This window comes from Ignavibacterium sp. (assembly GCA_032027145.1).
Taxonomy (GTDB): Bacteria; Bacteroidota; Ignavibacteria; order Ignavibacteriales; family Ignavibacteriaceae; genus IGN3.
Genome location: JAVSMP010000001.1, coordinates 2,583,318 through 2,601,053, shown reverse-complemented (window position 1 = coordinate 2,601,053; position 17,736 = coordinate 2,583,318). Strand labels below are relative to the sequence as shown.

Sequence of the window (17,736 nt, the reverse complement as noted above, 5' to 3'; positions counted from 1 at the left end):
TTTATAATGATGGCGCTGTACCCAAGTGGCTTAAGGGGAAGGTCTGCAAAACCTTTATTCGTCGGTTCGAATCCGACCGGCGCCTCAATATTCAATTCTCTTTCTCTACTTTTGAAACATCTATCTGATTGTTCTTTTTTTGAGACTCAATTTTCTATCTCAATTTATTTTAAAACAAATTTTCTGTAGGTTTTAATCTGGCATACAAGTGGTGAGATATTATATCAAAACTATTTCAAAATGCTTAAAACACTTTTATTAATTATCATCATTTTTGCAACCGGATTCTTTTGCGAGGTTTATCCCCAGTCTGTTGCTGATACTTCAAAAGTTTTGCTTAGGTTCAGTGAGCCGATGTCCAGAGATGGTATTTTTGATATTTCCAATTACACTATTTTTAGAGATGATAATACTCCCGTTAGAATTTTCAAAATTGGAGTTGTACCCGGTGATTCAGCGGTTGTTTTATTTACAGAAAAACATATTCCAAACTGTAAATACAAAGTCATTATTAGTAACCTAAGAGATAAATCCGGTAATCTTATAAGTGAAGATCATAATATAGCTTCCTATTGATTTATTTTCCCTCTTTATTTCACTACAGAAAAATAATTATCTTTAAACAACACAATTATAGGTTTATTGTTGGATTACTTTATCAGCAGTCTATTAGGCTATTTATTCGGGTCAATTCCTACAGCATATATTGTTCTAAAGAAAGCAAAAGGTATTGATGTAACAAAAAGCGGAACCGGCAATGTTGGTGCAATGAATTCCTATGAGGTATCAGGCTCAAAAATGCTGGGTATTTTAGTTTTTGTTGTTGATTTTCTGAAAGGAGTTATTCCTGTTTTAATTATTTTACAATTATTTGGTTACAAGTTTTCTTTTGCTGGTTTAACACTTGTATTCTCCATATTTGCACATTGTTTTAATCCATGGCTTAACTTTAAAGGTGGTCGCGGTTTGGCAACAGCTGCTGGCGGCAGCCTTGTGCTGGCACCTTTACTATTAATAATATGGATAATTATCTGGTTAGTTTTTTATTTAATTAAAAAAGATATTTTGATAGCAAATATTTTTGCAACTATATTAACATTAGTAACTGTAATGATCGGTAATAATTTTTATATAGAATACTCAATAATTACTGATAAAAATGTAAATGAATTAGTAATGTTATCTTCAGTTACATTAATTTTAGTTTTCATCAAACATATCGGTCCATTAAACGAAATAATTAAAAAAAATAATAAGAATTCAAATGATTAGTAAAAAAGTCTTCATATCATCAGTCATTTCACTGATAATAGGTGTATCAGGTGCATTCATCTATCTAAATTCAAAAATAAATAACGATTTTGTTAACATTCAGAAAAAAGGAAATCTTACTCTAACAAATTTAGAGTTAGCAAGAAAATTTAACGATGATATAACTAATTCAAGAAAAAATATTATTACTGAAACTGTTCAGAAAGTTAGTCCCGCAATAGTTGGTATCAATGTTATTGAGATTAGGAAGGTAAGGGATCCCTTCAGCTCTTTTTTTGATGACCCATTTTTCAGACAATTTTTTGGAAACAGAGGTAATTATAATCAAAAGGTACAGGGACTTGGCTCAGGATATATTATCTCACCTGATGGTTACATTGTTACAAATGATCACGTAGCAGGTAATGCTGCTGAAATTACAATTACAATGACTGACGGCTCACATCATAAAGCAGAGATTATAGGCAGCGATCCAACTTCAGATATTTGTCTGCTAAAAATTGATGGAAAAGATTTACCTTATGTCGAATTGGGTTCATCAAACGATTTAATAATCGGTGAATGGGTTATTGCATTAGGTAATCCTTTCGGTTTGTTTGAACTAAACGATAAACCTACAGTAACACTTGGAGTTATCTCCGCAATTGGGATGAACCTTGAGCCGATAAATGACAGATATTATTTAAATATGATTCAAACAGATGCTGCAATAAACGGAGGTAACAGCGGCGGTGCATTAGTAAATTCAATTGGTCAGGTAATTGGAATGAATACTTTAATTTATACTGCCGGCGGCAATCAAGGTAATATTGGACTTGGATTCGCAATCCCAATAGATAAAGTTAAACGAATTGTTACTGAACTTAAAACCAGCGGTAAGATTGATAGGGATTTTCAGATAGGTATGAGCATTCAATCTATCGATGCAGGCATAGCTAATTATTATGATCTTAAAAACACTAAAGGAGTAATAATTACAAAAGTTATCGCTAATACCCCTGCTGATAGAGCAGGATTGAAAACAGGCGATATTATTGTAGAAATTGAAGGTTACAAGATTAATAATGAGCAGACAATTTTTGGAGTGTTTCAGGAATTCAGAGCCGGACAGGAAATTTCTGTTAAGATAATCAGAGATAACTCGGAGTTAACAAAAAAAATGAAACTGGATAAAAAATAATGATTGAAAGATATACTCTTCCTGAAATGGGAAAAATATGGGATGACAAATTTAAATTTGAAACTTGGCTTAATATTGAAATATATGCTTGTGAAGCTCGTGCTCAATTGGGCGAAATTCCTGCTGAAGATGTTAATGTGATTAAAACTAAAGCTAACTTTGATGTAAAACGGATTCTGGAAATAGAAGAGACTACTAAGCATGATGTAATAGCTTTTCTGACTAATGTTGCCGAATATGTTGGACCTGAATCAAGACACATTCACTATGGTATGACTTCTTCCGATATTCTTGACACAACACTTTCTTATCAAATGAAAGTAGCAGGCAATTTACTATTAACCAGATTATCTGATTTGAAATCTACATTAAAGAAAAGAGCATTAGAACATAAAAATACTATCTGTGTCGGCAGATCTCACGGAATACACGCTGAAGCTACAACAATGGGATTAAAGTTTGCTTTATGGTACGAAGAAACAAAAAGAAATATTGAAAGACTAAACAGTGCTGTTGAAACAATAAGTGTCGGACAGATTTCCGGTGCAGTCGGAACTTTCGAACATCTTTCACCCAAGGTTGAAGAATATGTTTGCAATAAAATGGGTTTAAAACCTGCCCCGATATCAACACAAGTAATCCAAAGAGACAGACATGCTGAGTTTATGTCTGTTATCGCTATTATAGGTGCAACTTTAGAGAAAATAGCGGTTGAAATCAGACATTTGCAACGTACCGAAGTACTTGAGGCAGAAGAATATTTTTCCAAAGGTCAAAAAGGTTCTTCAGCTATGCCGCATAAACGTAATCCAATCATTAGTGAAAGAATAACCGGATTAGCTAGAATTCTAAGAAGCAATTCAATAGCGGCTTTGGAAAATATCCCACTATGGCACGAACGCGATATATCACATTCATCAGTTGAAAGAATAATTATTCCGGATAGTTGTATTGCCCTGGATTATATGTTGGATCTGATGATTAGATTAATTTCTAATTTAATCATATATCCTGAAAATATGATTAAGAATTTAAATCTGACCAGAGGTTTAATTTATTCTCAGACAGTACTTCTAAAACTTGTTTCAAAAGGTATTTCACGAGAAGATGCATATAAATTAGTTCAGGATTGTGCTATGAAAGTATGGCAGGATCAATCACTGAATCTAAGGGATGAGCTGTTAAAATCTGATAACATAAAAAATGTAATATCTGAATCTGAAATAGCTGGAATTTTTGAAAGTAAGAATATGCTGAAAAATGTCGATTATATTTTCAACAGAACAATCTACAAAGATGAATTGTAGCTGATCAGGTAAAATAATTACGTTGTAGTAAACAGATATGTAATAATCGAGTAAAGTTATTACAAATTATTCTTCATCTTTTTTCGAAAACATTTTATATAATCCATAACCAGCCACAGTTAATCCCAATAAACCGCCGGTAGTTTGTAACACTTTAGAATTAGCTAACTTTTCAAAACTCATTCCACTACCAATCTGTTTCATCTCTTCATTTGCATAAATAGAATTCATAAACTCTACTCTGTCTTTTAGTGACTTGAAAGCGATGATAATTTTTGCAGAATCATTTAGAGGTGTAAATTGGATAGCACATTTATCAGAATCAGTCTCGTCAATATCCTCAAGAGGTTCAAACTCCCATTTACCCCTGAAGATAGAATAATTTATTATACTCCTTGGTTCTCGTGAAAAAAGCGGATCATTAAAGACAAAAATCTTTTTCCCGTCCTTCTCAATAACTTCAACCTCATCTTTATTTTCAATACTATTTTGAATATCGGAAAATATATCTTCAACAGATGCACTTAACGGGTCTGTATATTGCGCTTTTCTTCTTAATATTTCTCTTACTTTTGCCATTACCAAACCATTATTAAACTTCTGATCAAAGTTAAAAAAGTTTTTAATCATTTTTCTGTAACTAAACTTTATTTGTTAGGGAACACATTATTCGTCACAGAAGTCTTAATATCTTGAAATTTCTGAACTAATTGTATATTTATTGTGCAAGTTAGATGAGTTTTTACATTTATTTATTAGTCTGAGCACTTAATGAAAAAAATAAACATAGTATTATTAGGTTTAATCACAATCTTAACATTAAGTTTTTCGATTTCTGGCTCTCGAAGTGTTATATCACATACAGATTCGAGAGATACACTTACAATACTTCAGCCGCTTAATCATTATAAAATCGAAAGCCAATTACTTGTTTCACTATTGTCGCGTTATCATTACAAACAAATTGAAATAAATGATTCGTTATCTGAAAAGATCTTTGATCGGTATCTGAAAGTTTTAGATAATGGGAAAAATTATTTTTTAAAATCGGATATAGATAAACTTACTTTTTATAAAGATAAACTAGATGATAATCTGCTTGATGGCAATCTGGATTTTTACTTTGAAACATTTAATCTGTATCGTCAAAGGTTCAACGAGAGACTGCATATAATTGATTCGCTGTTGAATACTGAATTCGATTATTCTGCCGATGAAAGTTTTGAATATAATCGTGATAAATCAAACTGGGCTAAAGATAAATCTGAGTTGGATGAGCTATGGAGGAAACGACTGAAAAATGATGCACTTACATATAAGTTAAATGGTAAGGATTGGGAGTTTATTCAAAAGACACTTAGAAAGCGTTATAGAAATCTGGCAAATTTTATAAATCAATACAAACCGGAAGATGTATTTCAATTTGCAATGAATTCTTTTACAGAAAATATTGACCCGCATACAAATTATTTATCACCAGTTTCCTCTGAAAATTTTAAAATCGATATGAGTCTTTCACTTGAGGGTATTGGTGCAAGGCTACAAACTGAAGATGATTATACGAAGATAGTTGAAATTATTCCCGGTGGTCCTGCACATAAAAGCAAATTACTTAAAGCAGACGATAAAATTATTGGAGTTGCACAAGGCAATGACGGTGAATTTGAAGATATAATAGGATGGCGGATTACAGACGCGGTAAAGCTAATACGAGGCAAATCCGGTACAACGGTAAGGTTACAAATTATCAAAGCCGGCAGCGATTTAAATTCCAAACCTATCGAGATAACCTTAGTTAGGGATAAAATTAAACTTGAAGATCAGGCAGCTACAGGTAAAGTACTAGAAATCCTTAATGATGATAAACCTTTTAGAATAGGAGTTATTGATATTCCTAAATTCTATAGTGATTTTGAAGCTCAAAGAAAAGGAGACGGAGATTTTAGAAGTACTACCCGTGATGTAAGAAAACTTATCGACTCTTTATCCAAAGAAAATATTTCAGGAATTATCATTGACCTGAGAGAAGATGGCGGCGGCTCGTTGCAGGAAGCAATTGAGTTAACAGGTCTGTTTATAAAAGATGGACCAGTGGTTCAGGTTAAAAATTCAGATGGAAAAATTGATATTGCAAAAGATCCAGATCCACAAATAGTGTATGATGGACCACTGGCAGTGCTTGTAAATAGATTTAGTGCTTCAGCTTCAGAAATTTTTGCGGGAGCAATTCAGGATTATCAAAGAGGAATTATTATTGGAGAACAAACTTTTGGTAAAGGTACAGTTCAAAATCTTATAGATCTGAACAGAGTTTCTTCAAATAAAAATAATACCCTTGGTCAGCTTAAGATTACTATCGCAAAATATTATAGAGTAAGCGGTGCCAGTACTCAGAATCTTGGGGTTATTCCTGACATAACTTTTCCCTCAGCGATTGACCCGAAAGACTTTGGTGAAAGCGCTGAACCAAGTGCTTTGCCTTACGATGAAATTAATCCGGCTTCATTTAACAAATTTGAAGATCTGAAGAAATTTATCCCCGAATTAAAGATTAAACACGATGTTAGAATTTCTAATGATCAGGATTTTAACTATTTGAAAGAGGATATTAAGTTATATCAGGAAAATAAACTTAAAACTTCAATTTCTTTGAATGAAGATAAAAGAAAGATCGAAAAAGAAAATGAAGAACAAAGAAAATATGCAAGGAATGATGAAACAGACGGAAATACAGAAATTGAACTTTTAGATGGCGAAGTTCGGGTTATTGATAATCAAAAGAAAGATTTTATTCTTGATGAAACCGGAAAAATTTTATCTGATCTGATTATGCTTACATCCGGTTAAAGATAAGGTTCTAATCCGTTAACTGATGCTAATAATTTTTCTTTAATTACAGGAAACATTGTTTCCTTGAATGGAAAATCAAGTTCAGTTCTGCAAACATATATCATCGGATCAAACAATGTTCTGGAGTTTTCTACAAATTCGTTCATTAATTCTTCAAGTGATTGACTGACTAATTTTACAGGAATAGATCTGAGCAATGTCATTTCCAGATATTCAACAGGATTATTTATAGACCAGTTTATAGAAAGATCATAAAGATATATTTTATAAACACTTAATATATTATCCGGAATTAAAATATATCCCTTCCCTCTGTATTTATCCTTATTACAGCAGGCAGATATATCAATATTCTCACAAACAAATTGTTTAACTATTCCTGCTTCATTTAGGATTTCCTGATTTTCATTTAATGCCCATTTTACAAAGTCAATTAACTTATCCAATTGTGAGCTTATCTGATGAGCTTTCTCGAGGATCACAAGTTTATTATCTACAAAAGTTCCCCTTACTTCATTTTCCAACCAGGATTTTGATTCAATGTTTTCATTAAGTATATCATTAAATCTTAATTGCAGTTGATCAACATATTCAATTACCGGATAAAGTTTATTTTGATGGATTTCACTTCTCCAGCTTTTTAAGGTTTGTAAAAAAGTGTACCGATTAGTTTCCCAATCAGATCCGCAAGAAGTTATTTTGGTTATATCTAAATTCATTTCAATATTTTTTATTCCCGTATAAACAAATGTCAGGCCACTTAATGAAATGTATCAGCAATTGAACATGACAGAATTGACCAAAGTAACTTAATCGTTGTTTGAGATTTCAAGTGAAAAACGAATTAATAAAAGCGGAAAATAATTCAGGTAATTTTTTCTTATAGAAATTTGAAATAAAAACATAAAGGGAAGTAAAATTTTACAACCTTACTTCCCTTTTTTACAATTGGAAATCTTAAATATCGAATTTAATCCCTTGAGCTAATGGAAGTTTTGTTCCGAAGTTTATTGTATTGGTTTGTCTTCGCATATAAGTCTTCCAGGCATCAGAACCCGATTCTCTACCGCCGCCGGTTTCCTTTTCACCACCAAAAGCTCCGCCTATTTCTGCACCTGAAGTACCTATATTCACGTTTGCAATTCCACAATCAGAACCTTCTGCAGAAAGGAACATTTCAACCTCACGCATATTGTTTGTAAATATGGAAGAAGATAAGCCTTGAACAACTCCATTCTGTAATTCAATAGCATTTTTAACATCTCCGGAATATTTTATCAGATATAATATTGGAGCAAATGTTTCTTCCTGAACAATTTTATAGTGATTTTCTGCTTCAACAATTGCAGGAACCACATAAGAACCAGACTTGTATTGTTCGCCTTCCAGTACAGTTCCACCATAAACAATTTTTCCGCCTTCTTCCTGAACCTGCTTAAGAGCATTAGTAAAATCTTTTACAGCTGTTTTATCTATAAGCGGACCAACATGATTATTTTCATCCAGTGGATTTCCAATTTTCAATCCACTATAAGCTTTAATTAAAGCATCTTTTACTTTATTATAAATAGACTCGTGCACAATTAACCTTCTTGTGGTTGTACATCTCTGTCCGGCAGTGCCGACTGCCCCAAACACAACTGCAGGCATTGCCATTTTTAAATCTGCATCAGGAGTCATTATGATTGCATTATTTCCGCCAAGCTCAAGAATTGCCCTACCAAATCTTTTTGCGATTACTTCAGCTGCATGTCTTCCAACATTTGTAGAACCTGTTACTGAAATTAATGGAATACGTTTTTCATTAAGTATTTTCTCACCAATAGTAGAACCTTTACCAATTATCAAAGTAAATATTCCTTCGGGCAGATTGTTTTCAATCAATACATCTTTTAAAATATTCTGACAAGCAATGGCTGAAAGCGGGACCTTGGAAGAAGGTTTCCAGATATTTACATCGCCGCAAACTGCCGCTATCATAGCATTCCATGACCAAACTGCAACCGGAAAATTAAAAGCTGAAATTGTACATACAGTACCCAGGGGATGGTATTGATCATACATTCTGTGCATTGGTCTTTCTGACTGCATTGTAAAACCATAAAGCTGTCTCGATTGTCCTACTGCAAAATCACAAATATCAATCATCTCCTGAACTTCACCCATTCCTTCTTGTAATGATTTCCCCATTTCAAATGACACAAGAGTACCAAGGTCTTTTTTAAACTCCCTTAACTTATTGGCTATTTGTCTTACTATCTCCCCCCTTTTAGGTGCTGGTAATGTTCTCCAAAATATAAATGCTTTATCAGTTACATCAAGCAGGTTATTAAAATCGTCTTCAGAAGCCTGATAAACTGAAGCAATAAACTCGCCGGTAGCAGGAGAATAAATTTTCAATTCTCCCTGATCAGTAGTTTTATTCCATACTGTACCAGTACAGCATCCAAAGTTTTTTTCTTTAATACCAAGTCTTTTTAAGAATTCCATATTCACTCCTTATTTAATATTATTTAATATGTCATTTAATGTTATATTTTCCATTTTATTTTCAATTTCAACCTGAATATCAGAAAACAGATTAAGAAAGAAGTTATTAATCTTTTTTGAATTTGAAGATTGATTTAACTTCTCTTTATTTACATTAAGATAAAAAGCTTTTCTATCTTCAATAGCACAATAAATTTCCTGTAAATGAATTTTATCCGGTGTTTTATTTAAAGAAAAGCCGCCCAGCATTCCACTATCGCTTTTAACAATTCCGGCTTTTCCAAGCATAGCCATTAGTCTTCTTATTTTGGAAGCGTTAATTCCAATAGCATCTGCAATATCATTACTGTTTTTTGATATGGAATTTTCTGCGAGAAAACATAAAGCTTTTACAGATGTTGATAATTTTGTGGATGCAGACATAATTTTTGTAATTGTTACACTAAGTGTAACTATTCCAATAACAAAAATCAACAAAAAAAAAGCCGCTCAAAACTGAGCGGCTTAATTAACAAGATAACTAACAAAGAATTACTTCATCAGCATCATTTTCTTTACAGAAGAAAAGTTCTTTGTTCCATCTAAAGAATTTGCTTCAATAGTATATAAATAGATGCCAGATGCTAATTTACCGGCATTCCAATTTATATCGTGATAACCAGCTTCTTTTGTTCCTTCAAACAGTATATCAACCTTTTCGCCTAGCAAATTGTAAACTAAAATTTTAACACTGCTCTCGAAAGGCAATGCAAATTTAATTAAAGTTGCAGGATTGAAAGGATTAGGATAGTTCTGATACAAAGCATATTCTTTTGGAGTAAAATCTAACTCAACTGAGATAACATTTGAATAAGAAATAGTTCCATTGTAATCGATTTGTTTCAGTCTATACTGTGCTGTTCCCTGATATGATGTATAAGAAAACTTATCGTTGTACGAATATTTTGTTTCTTCTAACTTAGTTCCCATTCCTTCAATGAATGCTAACTTCTGCCATTCGCCATCGAGTTTTCTTTCAAGATCAAATCCCTTGTTATTCAATTCAGTAGCAGTTGTCCAGGATATCAACACTTCACTTTCACTAATGTTAGCTGCAAATGAAGTTAATTCAACTGGGATTATTGTAGTAGCTGTTACTTCATTACTATATAGTGAGAAACCAAGCTGATTAAATGCTCTTACTCTGTAAGTATAAGTAGTATTTGGTGTCCTGCCTAAATCATTGTAAGAAGTTACATTTGCACCAACTGAATCAATTTCAACAAATGGATCAACACTTAAAGAATCACCATTTTTTCTCTCAATCTTAAATCCAAGTTCAGTTGCAGAGTTATCATCCCAATTCAACAATATTGCAAATGTATCTGCTACTGCCGTTAAGTTGGATGGTGCTGTTGGAACCTGTGCAACATCAAAACTGAAATCGTCAAAACTTAAGTACCATGGAACTCCAGTGGCGTTAACTCTGATAGCAAAATAATATGTTCCATTTGCTGATGGTGCAAATGTATATAAAAATTGCTGATATGTTTTTGTAGTTGTCGTTCCACTTTCAACAAATGAAGTTCCAATCTGAGCAGCACCTGTTGATACTTGTGATGTATTCATAAATACATCTCCTGTCCAACCTGCGTAATTATCCCCTGCCCACCAGAATGAGAAATCATATAATGTTCCTGCTGTAAGTTGGAAACCAGGAGTCCACATATATTCATTTGTTGCTGTATAAGATTCACGCAAGAATTGTGTACCAGTGCGGGCATCTGCATCATAAGTAGAATTAGCATTATTTGTTGTTACCCAATCACCATTCTCCCTAAACCAGCAATCAGGAAATGCAGGTATTGTAACAGTCTCGAAACTTTCGTTCCAGGGGAAAGTAGATATTGGTAAACAAGGTGTTGTAGCGTTTGCTGAAACACCTGGTGAGTAATCAGTTCCATCATAAGAGAATAACTTATAATAATAAGTTGTTAACTGAGTTAACCCTAAATGCGAGAATGGAGCGGTTGTTGTTATTGCAATAACTTCACCACCTGCTAATGGCTGACCAACTGTTGGAGTACCGGTTGGTGCAGTGAATGTGCCAGTAAGATTATATACAATTACAACATTATTATTGCTTGGATTTGGTGTAAACGAAATATCTATCTGTTCTCCACTGATTGCAATTGCAGAAACAGCGGTAGGATCAACAACTGTTGGTAAAACAAAAGTGTATTCATCAGCACCTATATCAGGTGTAGTTGCGTTTCTTGAATCATTATCAATGTCTGTAAGAACTGCAGCAATAGGCTGAGCTTTACCATCTACAACATTATACTGTGTTTGAATATGTAAATCAGTTGTACTTTCAAATTGAGGATTTGCTGAGATACTGTTTACATCTTTACCGGTAGCAGTCTGCCAGGCTGTGAGATCAGTTTGGTCACCACCAAGATAACCAACTCTTGGTCCGACGCCATCTACAAAATAATCGTTATAGTTTATATCTGTAAAAGCAGTGTTGGCACTTGCAGAGTAAACACCGAATGTAGTATTAGTTCTTGTTGAGCCAGGATATGAATCCATTGAATTCTGGAATATGTTATTCCTGAAGTCCAATAAAGTAATACCCGATGCAATTGAAACACAGATACTTCTTCCGTTGTAGGTGGTACCTCTTCCAAGTGTACTGCCAGACATATAAATTGAATTATAATACAAGTTTATGTTTCCACCGGAGATAATATAAATACCAGACGGAGAGAAATTTTGACTTGAAACATCGCCATCAGATTTAATATTACTAATAAAGTTATTAGATATCTCGGTAACGGTTGTTGCATCAGAATTATACCGGATCCCAAAGCATCCGTATCCTGATGTACCAGTATAGTAGAAATCGTGGATTTTATTTTTGGTAATCTTACTGGATGTTGAGCCAGCTAATAATGAAATTCCATATTGAGCGGTATTGGTATTACCATCAATCTCACCAAAAATATCATTTTCAGTAATTGTTAAATTATCAACATAACCAGCAAGAATACCACCTTGTTTTATTGGCTTAGTAACTTCTCCAATTATGTTCCCGGAAATTAAACCGTCATTAGTCTTACTTCCGTCAACACCAACAAATTGAATTCCTACTCTTACATTTTGAATTTTATTGTTAATAAAAGAAGTATTATGATAAGCACCACCGTTTGCATTTAGAAACAAACCGTAACTGCTTGTAGGTGTTGGAGAACCTTCAATAATACAATTTTTAACAGTAGTGTTGGTTGCAACTTTACCACCGCCGTTCCATAAGACAACTCCAAGATTGAAACTTCCGCCTGTATAACTGTTGATAATAGTTAAATCTCTGCTTGTACCACCAACAGTATTTGAGCCATCAATGGTTACATAACTATCATATATACCAAACACATTTTGTGCAGTTGAGCCAGTAATTGTAGCTGTTACACCTGTATTTGGTTTAAAGGTAACAGTATTTGTTGCGGTAGGAAGTGCATTATTTGTAATATAAACTGTTATAGGGAATGTTTCACCACTTGAATATGATGCATCTGTTAATAAGAATCTGACCGGAGCAGAAACACCTCGAAGATTCAAATCAGCAACAGCTGCAGTGATGGTAGAATAAATACCATCTACACCGTCCGGGAAATTCAATTCAGGATGTTCAGATTTCTTTACATATAAATCGCCCGTATATGGTTGTCCATTTGAATAAGCAATCCAGGTAGTTTCTTCAACTTCCATTAGTTGTTTTTCAGTAATTGGAGCTGCAGAAGTCTTTTGGGTAACTTGTCCCTTTTCATCTTTTATTTCAGGGGCTGCAACTAAAACATCAACTTCTTTCACTACCTTATTTACTACTTTTTCAAATGATAAATTTAGACCAGTAATCCGGTTAAACAATGCTGTCCCGACAGTATAATCGCCGGCAAGCGGAACATCAATAATAAAATAATCGCTGGGATCAGTTGGCGGTATTGATGCAGCAGGCGGATTAGCAGTAAAACCACCAGCTCCGCTAGAAGGTGATGCTCCTACATTTGGTACAGAGGCATTATCCTGTGCAACAATGTAATAAAATACTGTATCATTCAATACTACACCACTACCAAATGTAAAGGAATAATCATCTCCGCTTAAATAAGTTCCGGTAGCTGAAGTATAACTTCCGCTTACTCCTATTTTCCAATATAAGACAGGTAATCCTAAACCGGAAGTTGGTACTCCGCTGGCATCAACGATTGTTGCTGTTAAAGTTCTGCTAGAAAGTGAGCTTGTATTCAATAGAGGTGTATATGAAATAAGAGGAGAAGATAAGTCTAATCCCATACCAGAAAACTCATCAGCACCAATATCGGGAGTAGAAGCATTTCTTGTATCTCCGTCAAAATCCTCAACTACTGCTATTGGTGAGCTTATCGGAATGCCCCCGCTTTCAATTTGAGTAGGTACATTAGTCTTTAGATGAAGATCAAAAGGTGCTGTAGTTATATCTTCAAAAGGTGGATTCTCACTGAAAGAAGCAGCATCTCTTGGACTAACTCTTGTTTTATAATCAGCAATTGTTGAATCAAAGTTAGTACCATCTGAAAATATCAGGTTTGTTGCTGAAGGTAATCCTGCATAAAAATCATTGTTATTAGATGCACTATTGTAATTTGTTAATGTAGTGCTGCTTCTTCTATAGGCAACTGTTAAACCTGTACCGGATGGTGTAGAAGTATTAACAATAATGTTATTTCTCATATCAAGTGATGCTGTTGTAGCTGTACCACTTGTTGTATGAAAAACACCTGAGCTTCCAAAGTTTGCACCTGTGGATAAAGCATTAAGGAATATTGTATTATAATACAAACCAATAACCGAGGAAGCAGTTGCACTTGTAATATTTATTCCTCTGATAGCATCTGTGCCTGCTGATTGAGGAGCTTTTAAATCAGATATAAAATTGTTGTAAAAATATACCGGATTTCCAGAAGCAATTGTAATTCCGTTTACAGAGGCAGCAGTAGTTGCAGCAGTATTATTTGTAAGATTATAGATATCGTTATTATAAATACTGGCATTACCAAGACTAGTACGAATTCCATTTACACTACCTGATACTGCCGTAAGCCCATAAATATTATTATTAAATATACTTTTTACATCGCCAGCAATTGTATTTGAGTAAATACCATCATTATAAGAAGTAGTAGAAGTATTTGTACCACTAACAGAATTATTATAAATATTATTGTGATGTATATTTTCAACTGTCGGAGAGCCAAAATTATAGTACCCATATATTGTTGCAGCAGTTGTTCCACTGCTATTTGGAATACTATTATTAAAAAGATTATTGTTGTGATAATTAACAATAGATGTACTTGCATAAGAAAGATACATACTGCCTGAAGCACCTGTTTTCTGGTTATTACTAACGGTATTCTGCTGAACAAGCAAGTTAGGGCAGGCTCCACTGTAAATACCATAAAATCCACCTGTTCCTGCCGATATATTATTATTAACAGTATTCTGAATTATATTTACATTTTCTGCTGAAGCAGTATTATAAATAGAATAGAAAGTTCCGCTGGTAGCAGTAAGATATTGGCAGTTTTCAACAGTGTTATTAATGATGTTAACAGTATTTCCTGCAGCAGTTGAACCCATAGCATTATTGATACCATAAAGAGCGCTTGCTGTAGCAGTACTGGAAACTGTTATGTAGTTATTTACAATATCAACATTTGAACTTGTACCCGTAGAACAAAAAATCCCATAAAGAGTTGAAGCTCCAGTACCACTTATAGAATTATTTTCAACATTAATATTATTCTGATAAATAGAATATATTCCATAAGCTGTAGCACTTCCACCACCAAAATTAGTAATTGTATTTCCTCCAATACTACCAATATCATTGTTTTGATCGTAAAGGGTAAATGGTGATGTAGCAGCATAGCCACCTAATCTGATGCCTGTATAAGCACTGTTTATGGTATTACTATAGAACCCGCAATTATTCATTGCATCAGAAGGGTCTGTTATAGTTAAAGAAGTAGTAGCTGTTGCAATATGATTTCCTGCATAAATACCAACAGAACTGGTATTTAAATTACTTAAAGTAATAGTACAGTTTTTTATAGTAACATACTGGCAGCCATCAAATGGTGCAGTATTATTCAGTTTTACTAAAGCGTATCCCCATTCCATTAGCTCAGTAGCTGTAATATTACTTGAATTCTCCTGTAGATCTATCCCATCAATTGTAACATAATCTGTTCCTTGTATTTTCCAGATTCCATCAACAGTGGTGGATGTTCCAGGAGTAAATGCAGTAATCAACGGATTAACTCCGGTACTGCTTTTTTGAAATACAATCTGATTACTTGCTGAAGTGGTAGCATTCAAAACTGTACTTCCGAGTAAATAGCCATTTGCCGGTGCGGTTTCTGTATATCCGGCAGCAATGTTAAAAGTAACATCGCCTGCTCCGACTCCCACAAGATTCAAAGAATCTATTGCTTCTTTAATTGTGGAAAAAGGAGTACCAGGGATTGTAAAATTGCCTGTTAGTTGTGCAAATGTATGTACAGGATACATAAGCAGCAGAGCAAAAAGAACAAAAAGTAACCTGCGTAAAGTGTGTCTCATTTGACTCTCCCTATTTTTATTTATTGTTTATTTATTAATTAAGCTTGGAAAGCAAGTCTTCTTTTTCAATTGAAAGATTTTTTCAGTAATACTTTATTAAAAATAAATCTTAAGCCAAAGTATATTTTGTCGGTTACCGAATAGTTAAAAATAATCCCTTTTATTAAACAAATCTAAATATTGTTCAGTATTTACTCATTTTTTTAATCAAAATCAAAGAATATTATTCAATAATTTGATAATTGGAGTCTACTGAAAAAATACAAAGAATTTTAATCCTGCAATTTCTTGCATAATCTAAAATCCATTGGAAGGAAGAGTTTAATTTAAGCATCATTCAAAGTCTTAATTCAGAGCTTACAGCAGCAACCTCAACCAATATTTTTCATTAAATCCAAATTGAAATTATCAGCAGTTTTTGTGTATATTGGAACTAAGAATAAAAAAATTATGATTACTTGGAATAAAAATCTAAAATTCTCTCTACGAAGTTATTTCGTATCCAGCTTCGAAAATCTATTCTAATTGTCCCCTGCTCTTCAATTATAATTTCCAATAGTTTTAACCTTAAAGAGGAGTCAAAAATGAATTCTTTAATTTCTGATAAAATAACTTCAAATATTTATAAACCTGAAATAGATGCTAAAGATGTTCTTTCTGTATTAAGCAAACATATATTGGCTGATGGTTTTGAAATCGTATTAGACTTGGAGAAAAGTAACGGAATAACCTTAGTTGATCAGGTTACTGGAGATGAGTATTATGATTTTTTTACATTCTTTGCATCTTCTGCAATTGGATTAAATCATCCATTCCTTAATTCTGATAAAATAAAATGCACACTTGGTAAAGTTGCAGTTAACAAACCATCAAACTCTGATATTTATACTACATATATGGCTGACTTTGTTGAAACATTCGCTAAAGTTGCAAAACCAGATTATATGAAGTATTTATTTTTCATTTCAGGCGGTGCGCTTGCAGTTGAGAACGGTTTGAAGGTAGCCTTTGACTGGAAGGTCAGAAAAAACTTTCTCAAAGGTTATAAAGAAGAAAAAGGTCATCAGGTCATTCACTTTAAAGAGGCATTCCATGGACGTAGCGGTTATACAATGTCTTTAACAAACACTGACCCGACTAAGGTAAAATTGTTTCCAAAATTTAACTGGCCAAGAATTGATAATCCTAAAATTAAGTTTCCTTTAGAAAATAATTTAGACGAAATTATCAAAAGTGAAGAAACCGCTATTCAACAAATTAATCAGGCGATAAAAAATAATCCCGATGATATTGCAGTAATAATTATCGAACCAGTACAAGGCGAAGGCGGAGATAATTTTTTCAGACCGGAATTCTTTAAACAACTACGACAGATTGCAGATGAAAATGAAATTCTATTAATGTTTGATGAAGTGCAGACAGGTTTTGGATTAACAGGAAAATTCTGGGCATACGAGTATTATGTTAAACCGGATATAATCGCTTTCGGTAAAAAAGCACAGGTTTGCGGTATAATGGTTTCAGATAGAATTGATGACATTAATGATCACGTTTTTAAAGTCTCAAGCAGAATTAACTCAACCTGGGGTGCAAATCTTACTGATATGGTTAGAGCCAAGTTCATTCTTGATGTAATTCAAAAAGATAATCTTGTCGAAAATGCAAGGATAGTTGGTGAGCATTTAAAAAGTGAACTGATGAAAATTAAAAATGAATTTCCTCAACTACTTTCAAATGTCAGAGGTTTAGGCTTGATGTGTTCATTTGATTTTCCATCAAGTGAACAAAGGGATAAGTTTAGAAATATATGCTACAAAGAGAAATTAATAATACTGGGCTGTGGTGAGAAATCTGTTCGTTTCAGACCTCCACTAACAATTACTAAAGATGAAATAGATAAGGGCTTGAATATTGTTAGAAAAGTTCTGAAATTAGTCTCGTCAAAATAACAATATAAATAAACTACTTGCACGGTGCGGCTCCTAAGTTGGA

General features: G+C 33.4%; 11 protein-coding genes and 1 tRNA gene. 7 read left to right on the top strand and 5 right to left on the bottom strand.

Annotated elements, in window-relative coordinates; genetic code table 11:
* The first annotated feature begins 11 nt into the window (after positions 1-11).
* From ROY99_10895 to purB, 5 genes are all read left to right on the top strand, one after another.
* Positions 12-85 (top strand) — tRNA-Cys (locus ROY99_10895).
* Between the two features lie 155 nt (positions 86-240).
* Positions 241-576 carry an Ig-like domain-containing protein gene (locus ROY99_10890; GenBank protein MDT3696886.1) on the top strand — a complete coding sequence of 112 codons (336 nt, stop codon included), beginning with the start codon at positions 241-243 and terminating at the stop codon, positions 574-576.
* Between the two features lie 69 nt (positions 577-645).
* Positions 646-1,272, top strand: a complete 627-nt coding sequence (locus ROY99_10885) for a glycerol-3-phosphate acyltransferase (protein MDT3696885.1) — start codon at positions 646-648, stop codon at positions 1,270-1,272.
* Positions 1,265-2,452: a trypsin-like peptidase domain-containing protein gene (locus ROY99_10880; protein ID MDT3696884.1), complete on the top strand. Its 1,188-nt coding sequence runs from the start codon at positions 1,265-1,267 to the stop codon at positions 2,450-2,452. The genes ROY99_10885 and ROY99_10880 overlap by 8 nt, the downstream gene beginning before the upstream one ends.
* Complete coding sequence (gene purB / locus ROY99_10875; protein MDT3696883.1) at positions 2,452-3,759, top strand: adenylosuccinate lyase; 1,308 nt, start codon at positions 2,452-2,454, stop codon at positions 3,757-3,759. Before ROY99_10880 ends, purB begins: the two co-directional genes overlap by 1 nt.
* A 66-nt stretch (positions 3,760-3,825) precedes the next feature.
* Here the strand turns inward: purB and ROY99_10870 are convergent, their stop codons facing one another.
* Positions 3,826-4,389, bottom strand: coding sequence for a hypothetical protein (locus ROY99_10870; GenBank protein MDT3696882.1), 564 nt, complete (start codon positions 4,387-4,389; stop codon positions 3,826-3,828).
* A gap of 141 nt (positions 4,390-4,530) precedes the next feature.
* Between ROY99_10870 and ROY99_10865 the strand changes: the two genes are divergently transcribed.
* A complete protein-coding gene (locus ROY99_10865; GenBank protein MDT3696881.1) occupies positions 4,531-6,606 on the top strand; it encodes a carboxy terminal-processing peptidase in 2,076 nt (691 codons plus the stop codon).
* Here ROY99_10865 and ROY99_10860 read toward each other — a convergent pair.
* The 4 genes from ROY99_10860 to ROY99_10845 form a co-directional block, all read right to left on the bottom strand.
* Positions 6,603-7,328 (bottom strand): hypothetical protein, encoded by a 726-nt coding sequence (locus tag ROY99_10860; protein ID MDT3696880.1) that lies wholly within the window; start codon positions 7,326-7,328, stop codon positions 6,603-6,605. The genes ROY99_10865 and ROY99_10860 overlap by 4 nt on opposite strands.
* A gap of 238 nt (positions 7,329-7,566) precedes the next feature.
* Positions 7,567-9,099, bottom strand: a complete 1,533-nt coding sequence (locus tag ROY99_10855) for an aldehyde dehydrogenase family protein (GenBank protein MDT3696879.1) — start codon at positions 9,097-9,099, stop codon at positions 7,567-7,569.
* Between the two features lie 9 nt (positions 9,100-9,108).
* Positions 9,109-9,573, bottom strand: coding sequence for an Rrf2 family transcriptional regulator (locus ROY99_10850; GenBank protein MDT3696878.1), 465 nt, complete (start codon positions 9,571-9,573; stop codon positions 9,109-9,111).
* 57 nt (positions 9,574-9,630) lie between these two features.
* A complete protein-coding gene (locus ROY99_10845) occupies positions 9,631-15,744 on the bottom strand; it encodes a right-handed parallel beta-helix repeat-containing protein (protein ID MDT3696877.1) in 6,114 nt (2,037 codons plus the stop codon).
* A 584-nt stretch (positions 15,745-16,328) separates the two neighbouring features.
* Here ROY99_10845 and lat point away from each other — a divergent pair.
* The gene (gene lat / locus ROY99_10840; protein ID MDT3696876.1) at positions 16,329-17,693 is read left to right on the top strand and encodes an L-lysine 6-transaminase; all 1,365 of its coding nucleotides are present in this window, start codon (positions 16,329-16,331) and stop codon (positions 17,691-17,693) included.
* The last annotated feature ends 43 nt before the right edge of the window (positions 17,694-17,736 follow it).

What these genes read in the sequence shown, in the direction of transcription:
- ROY99_10890 (MDT3696886.1), top strand. Translation starts at nt 241, where the DNA reads ATGCTTAAAACACTTTTATTAATTATCATCATTTTTGCAACCGGATTC.
- ROY99_10880 (MDT3696884.1), top strand. Translation starts at nt 1,265, where the DNA reads ATGATTAGTAAAAAAGTCTTCATATCATCAGTCATTTCACTGATAATA.
- purB (MDT3696883.1), top strand. Translation starts at nt 2,452, where the DNA reads ATGATTGAAAGATATACTCTTCCTGAAATGGGAAAAATATGGGATGAC.
- ROY99_10870 (MDT3696882.1), bottom strand. Translation starts at nt 4,389, where the DNA reads ATGATTAAAAACTTTTTTAACTTTGATCAGAAGTTTAATAATGGTTTG.
- ROY99_10865 (MDT3696881.1), top strand. Translation starts at nt 4,531, where the DNA reads ATGAAAAAAATAAACATAGTATTATTAGGTTTAATCACAATCTTAACA.
- ROY99_10860 (MDT3696880.1), bottom strand. Translation starts at nt 7,328, where the DNA reads ATGAATTTAGATATAACCAAAATAACTTCTTGCGGATCTGATTGGGAA.
- ROY99_10855 (MDT3696879.1), bottom strand. Translation starts at nt 9,099, where the DNA reads ATGGAATTCTTAAAAAGACTTGGTATTAAAGAAAAAAACTTTGGATGC.
- ROY99_10845 (MDT3696877.1), bottom strand. Translation starts at nt 15,744, where the DNA reads ATGAGACACACTTTACGCAGGTTACTTTTTGTTCTTTTTGCTCTGCTG.
- lat (MDT3696876.1), top strand. Translation starts at nt 16,329, where the DNA reads ATGAATTCTTTAATTTCTGATAAAATAACTTCAAATATTTATAAACCT.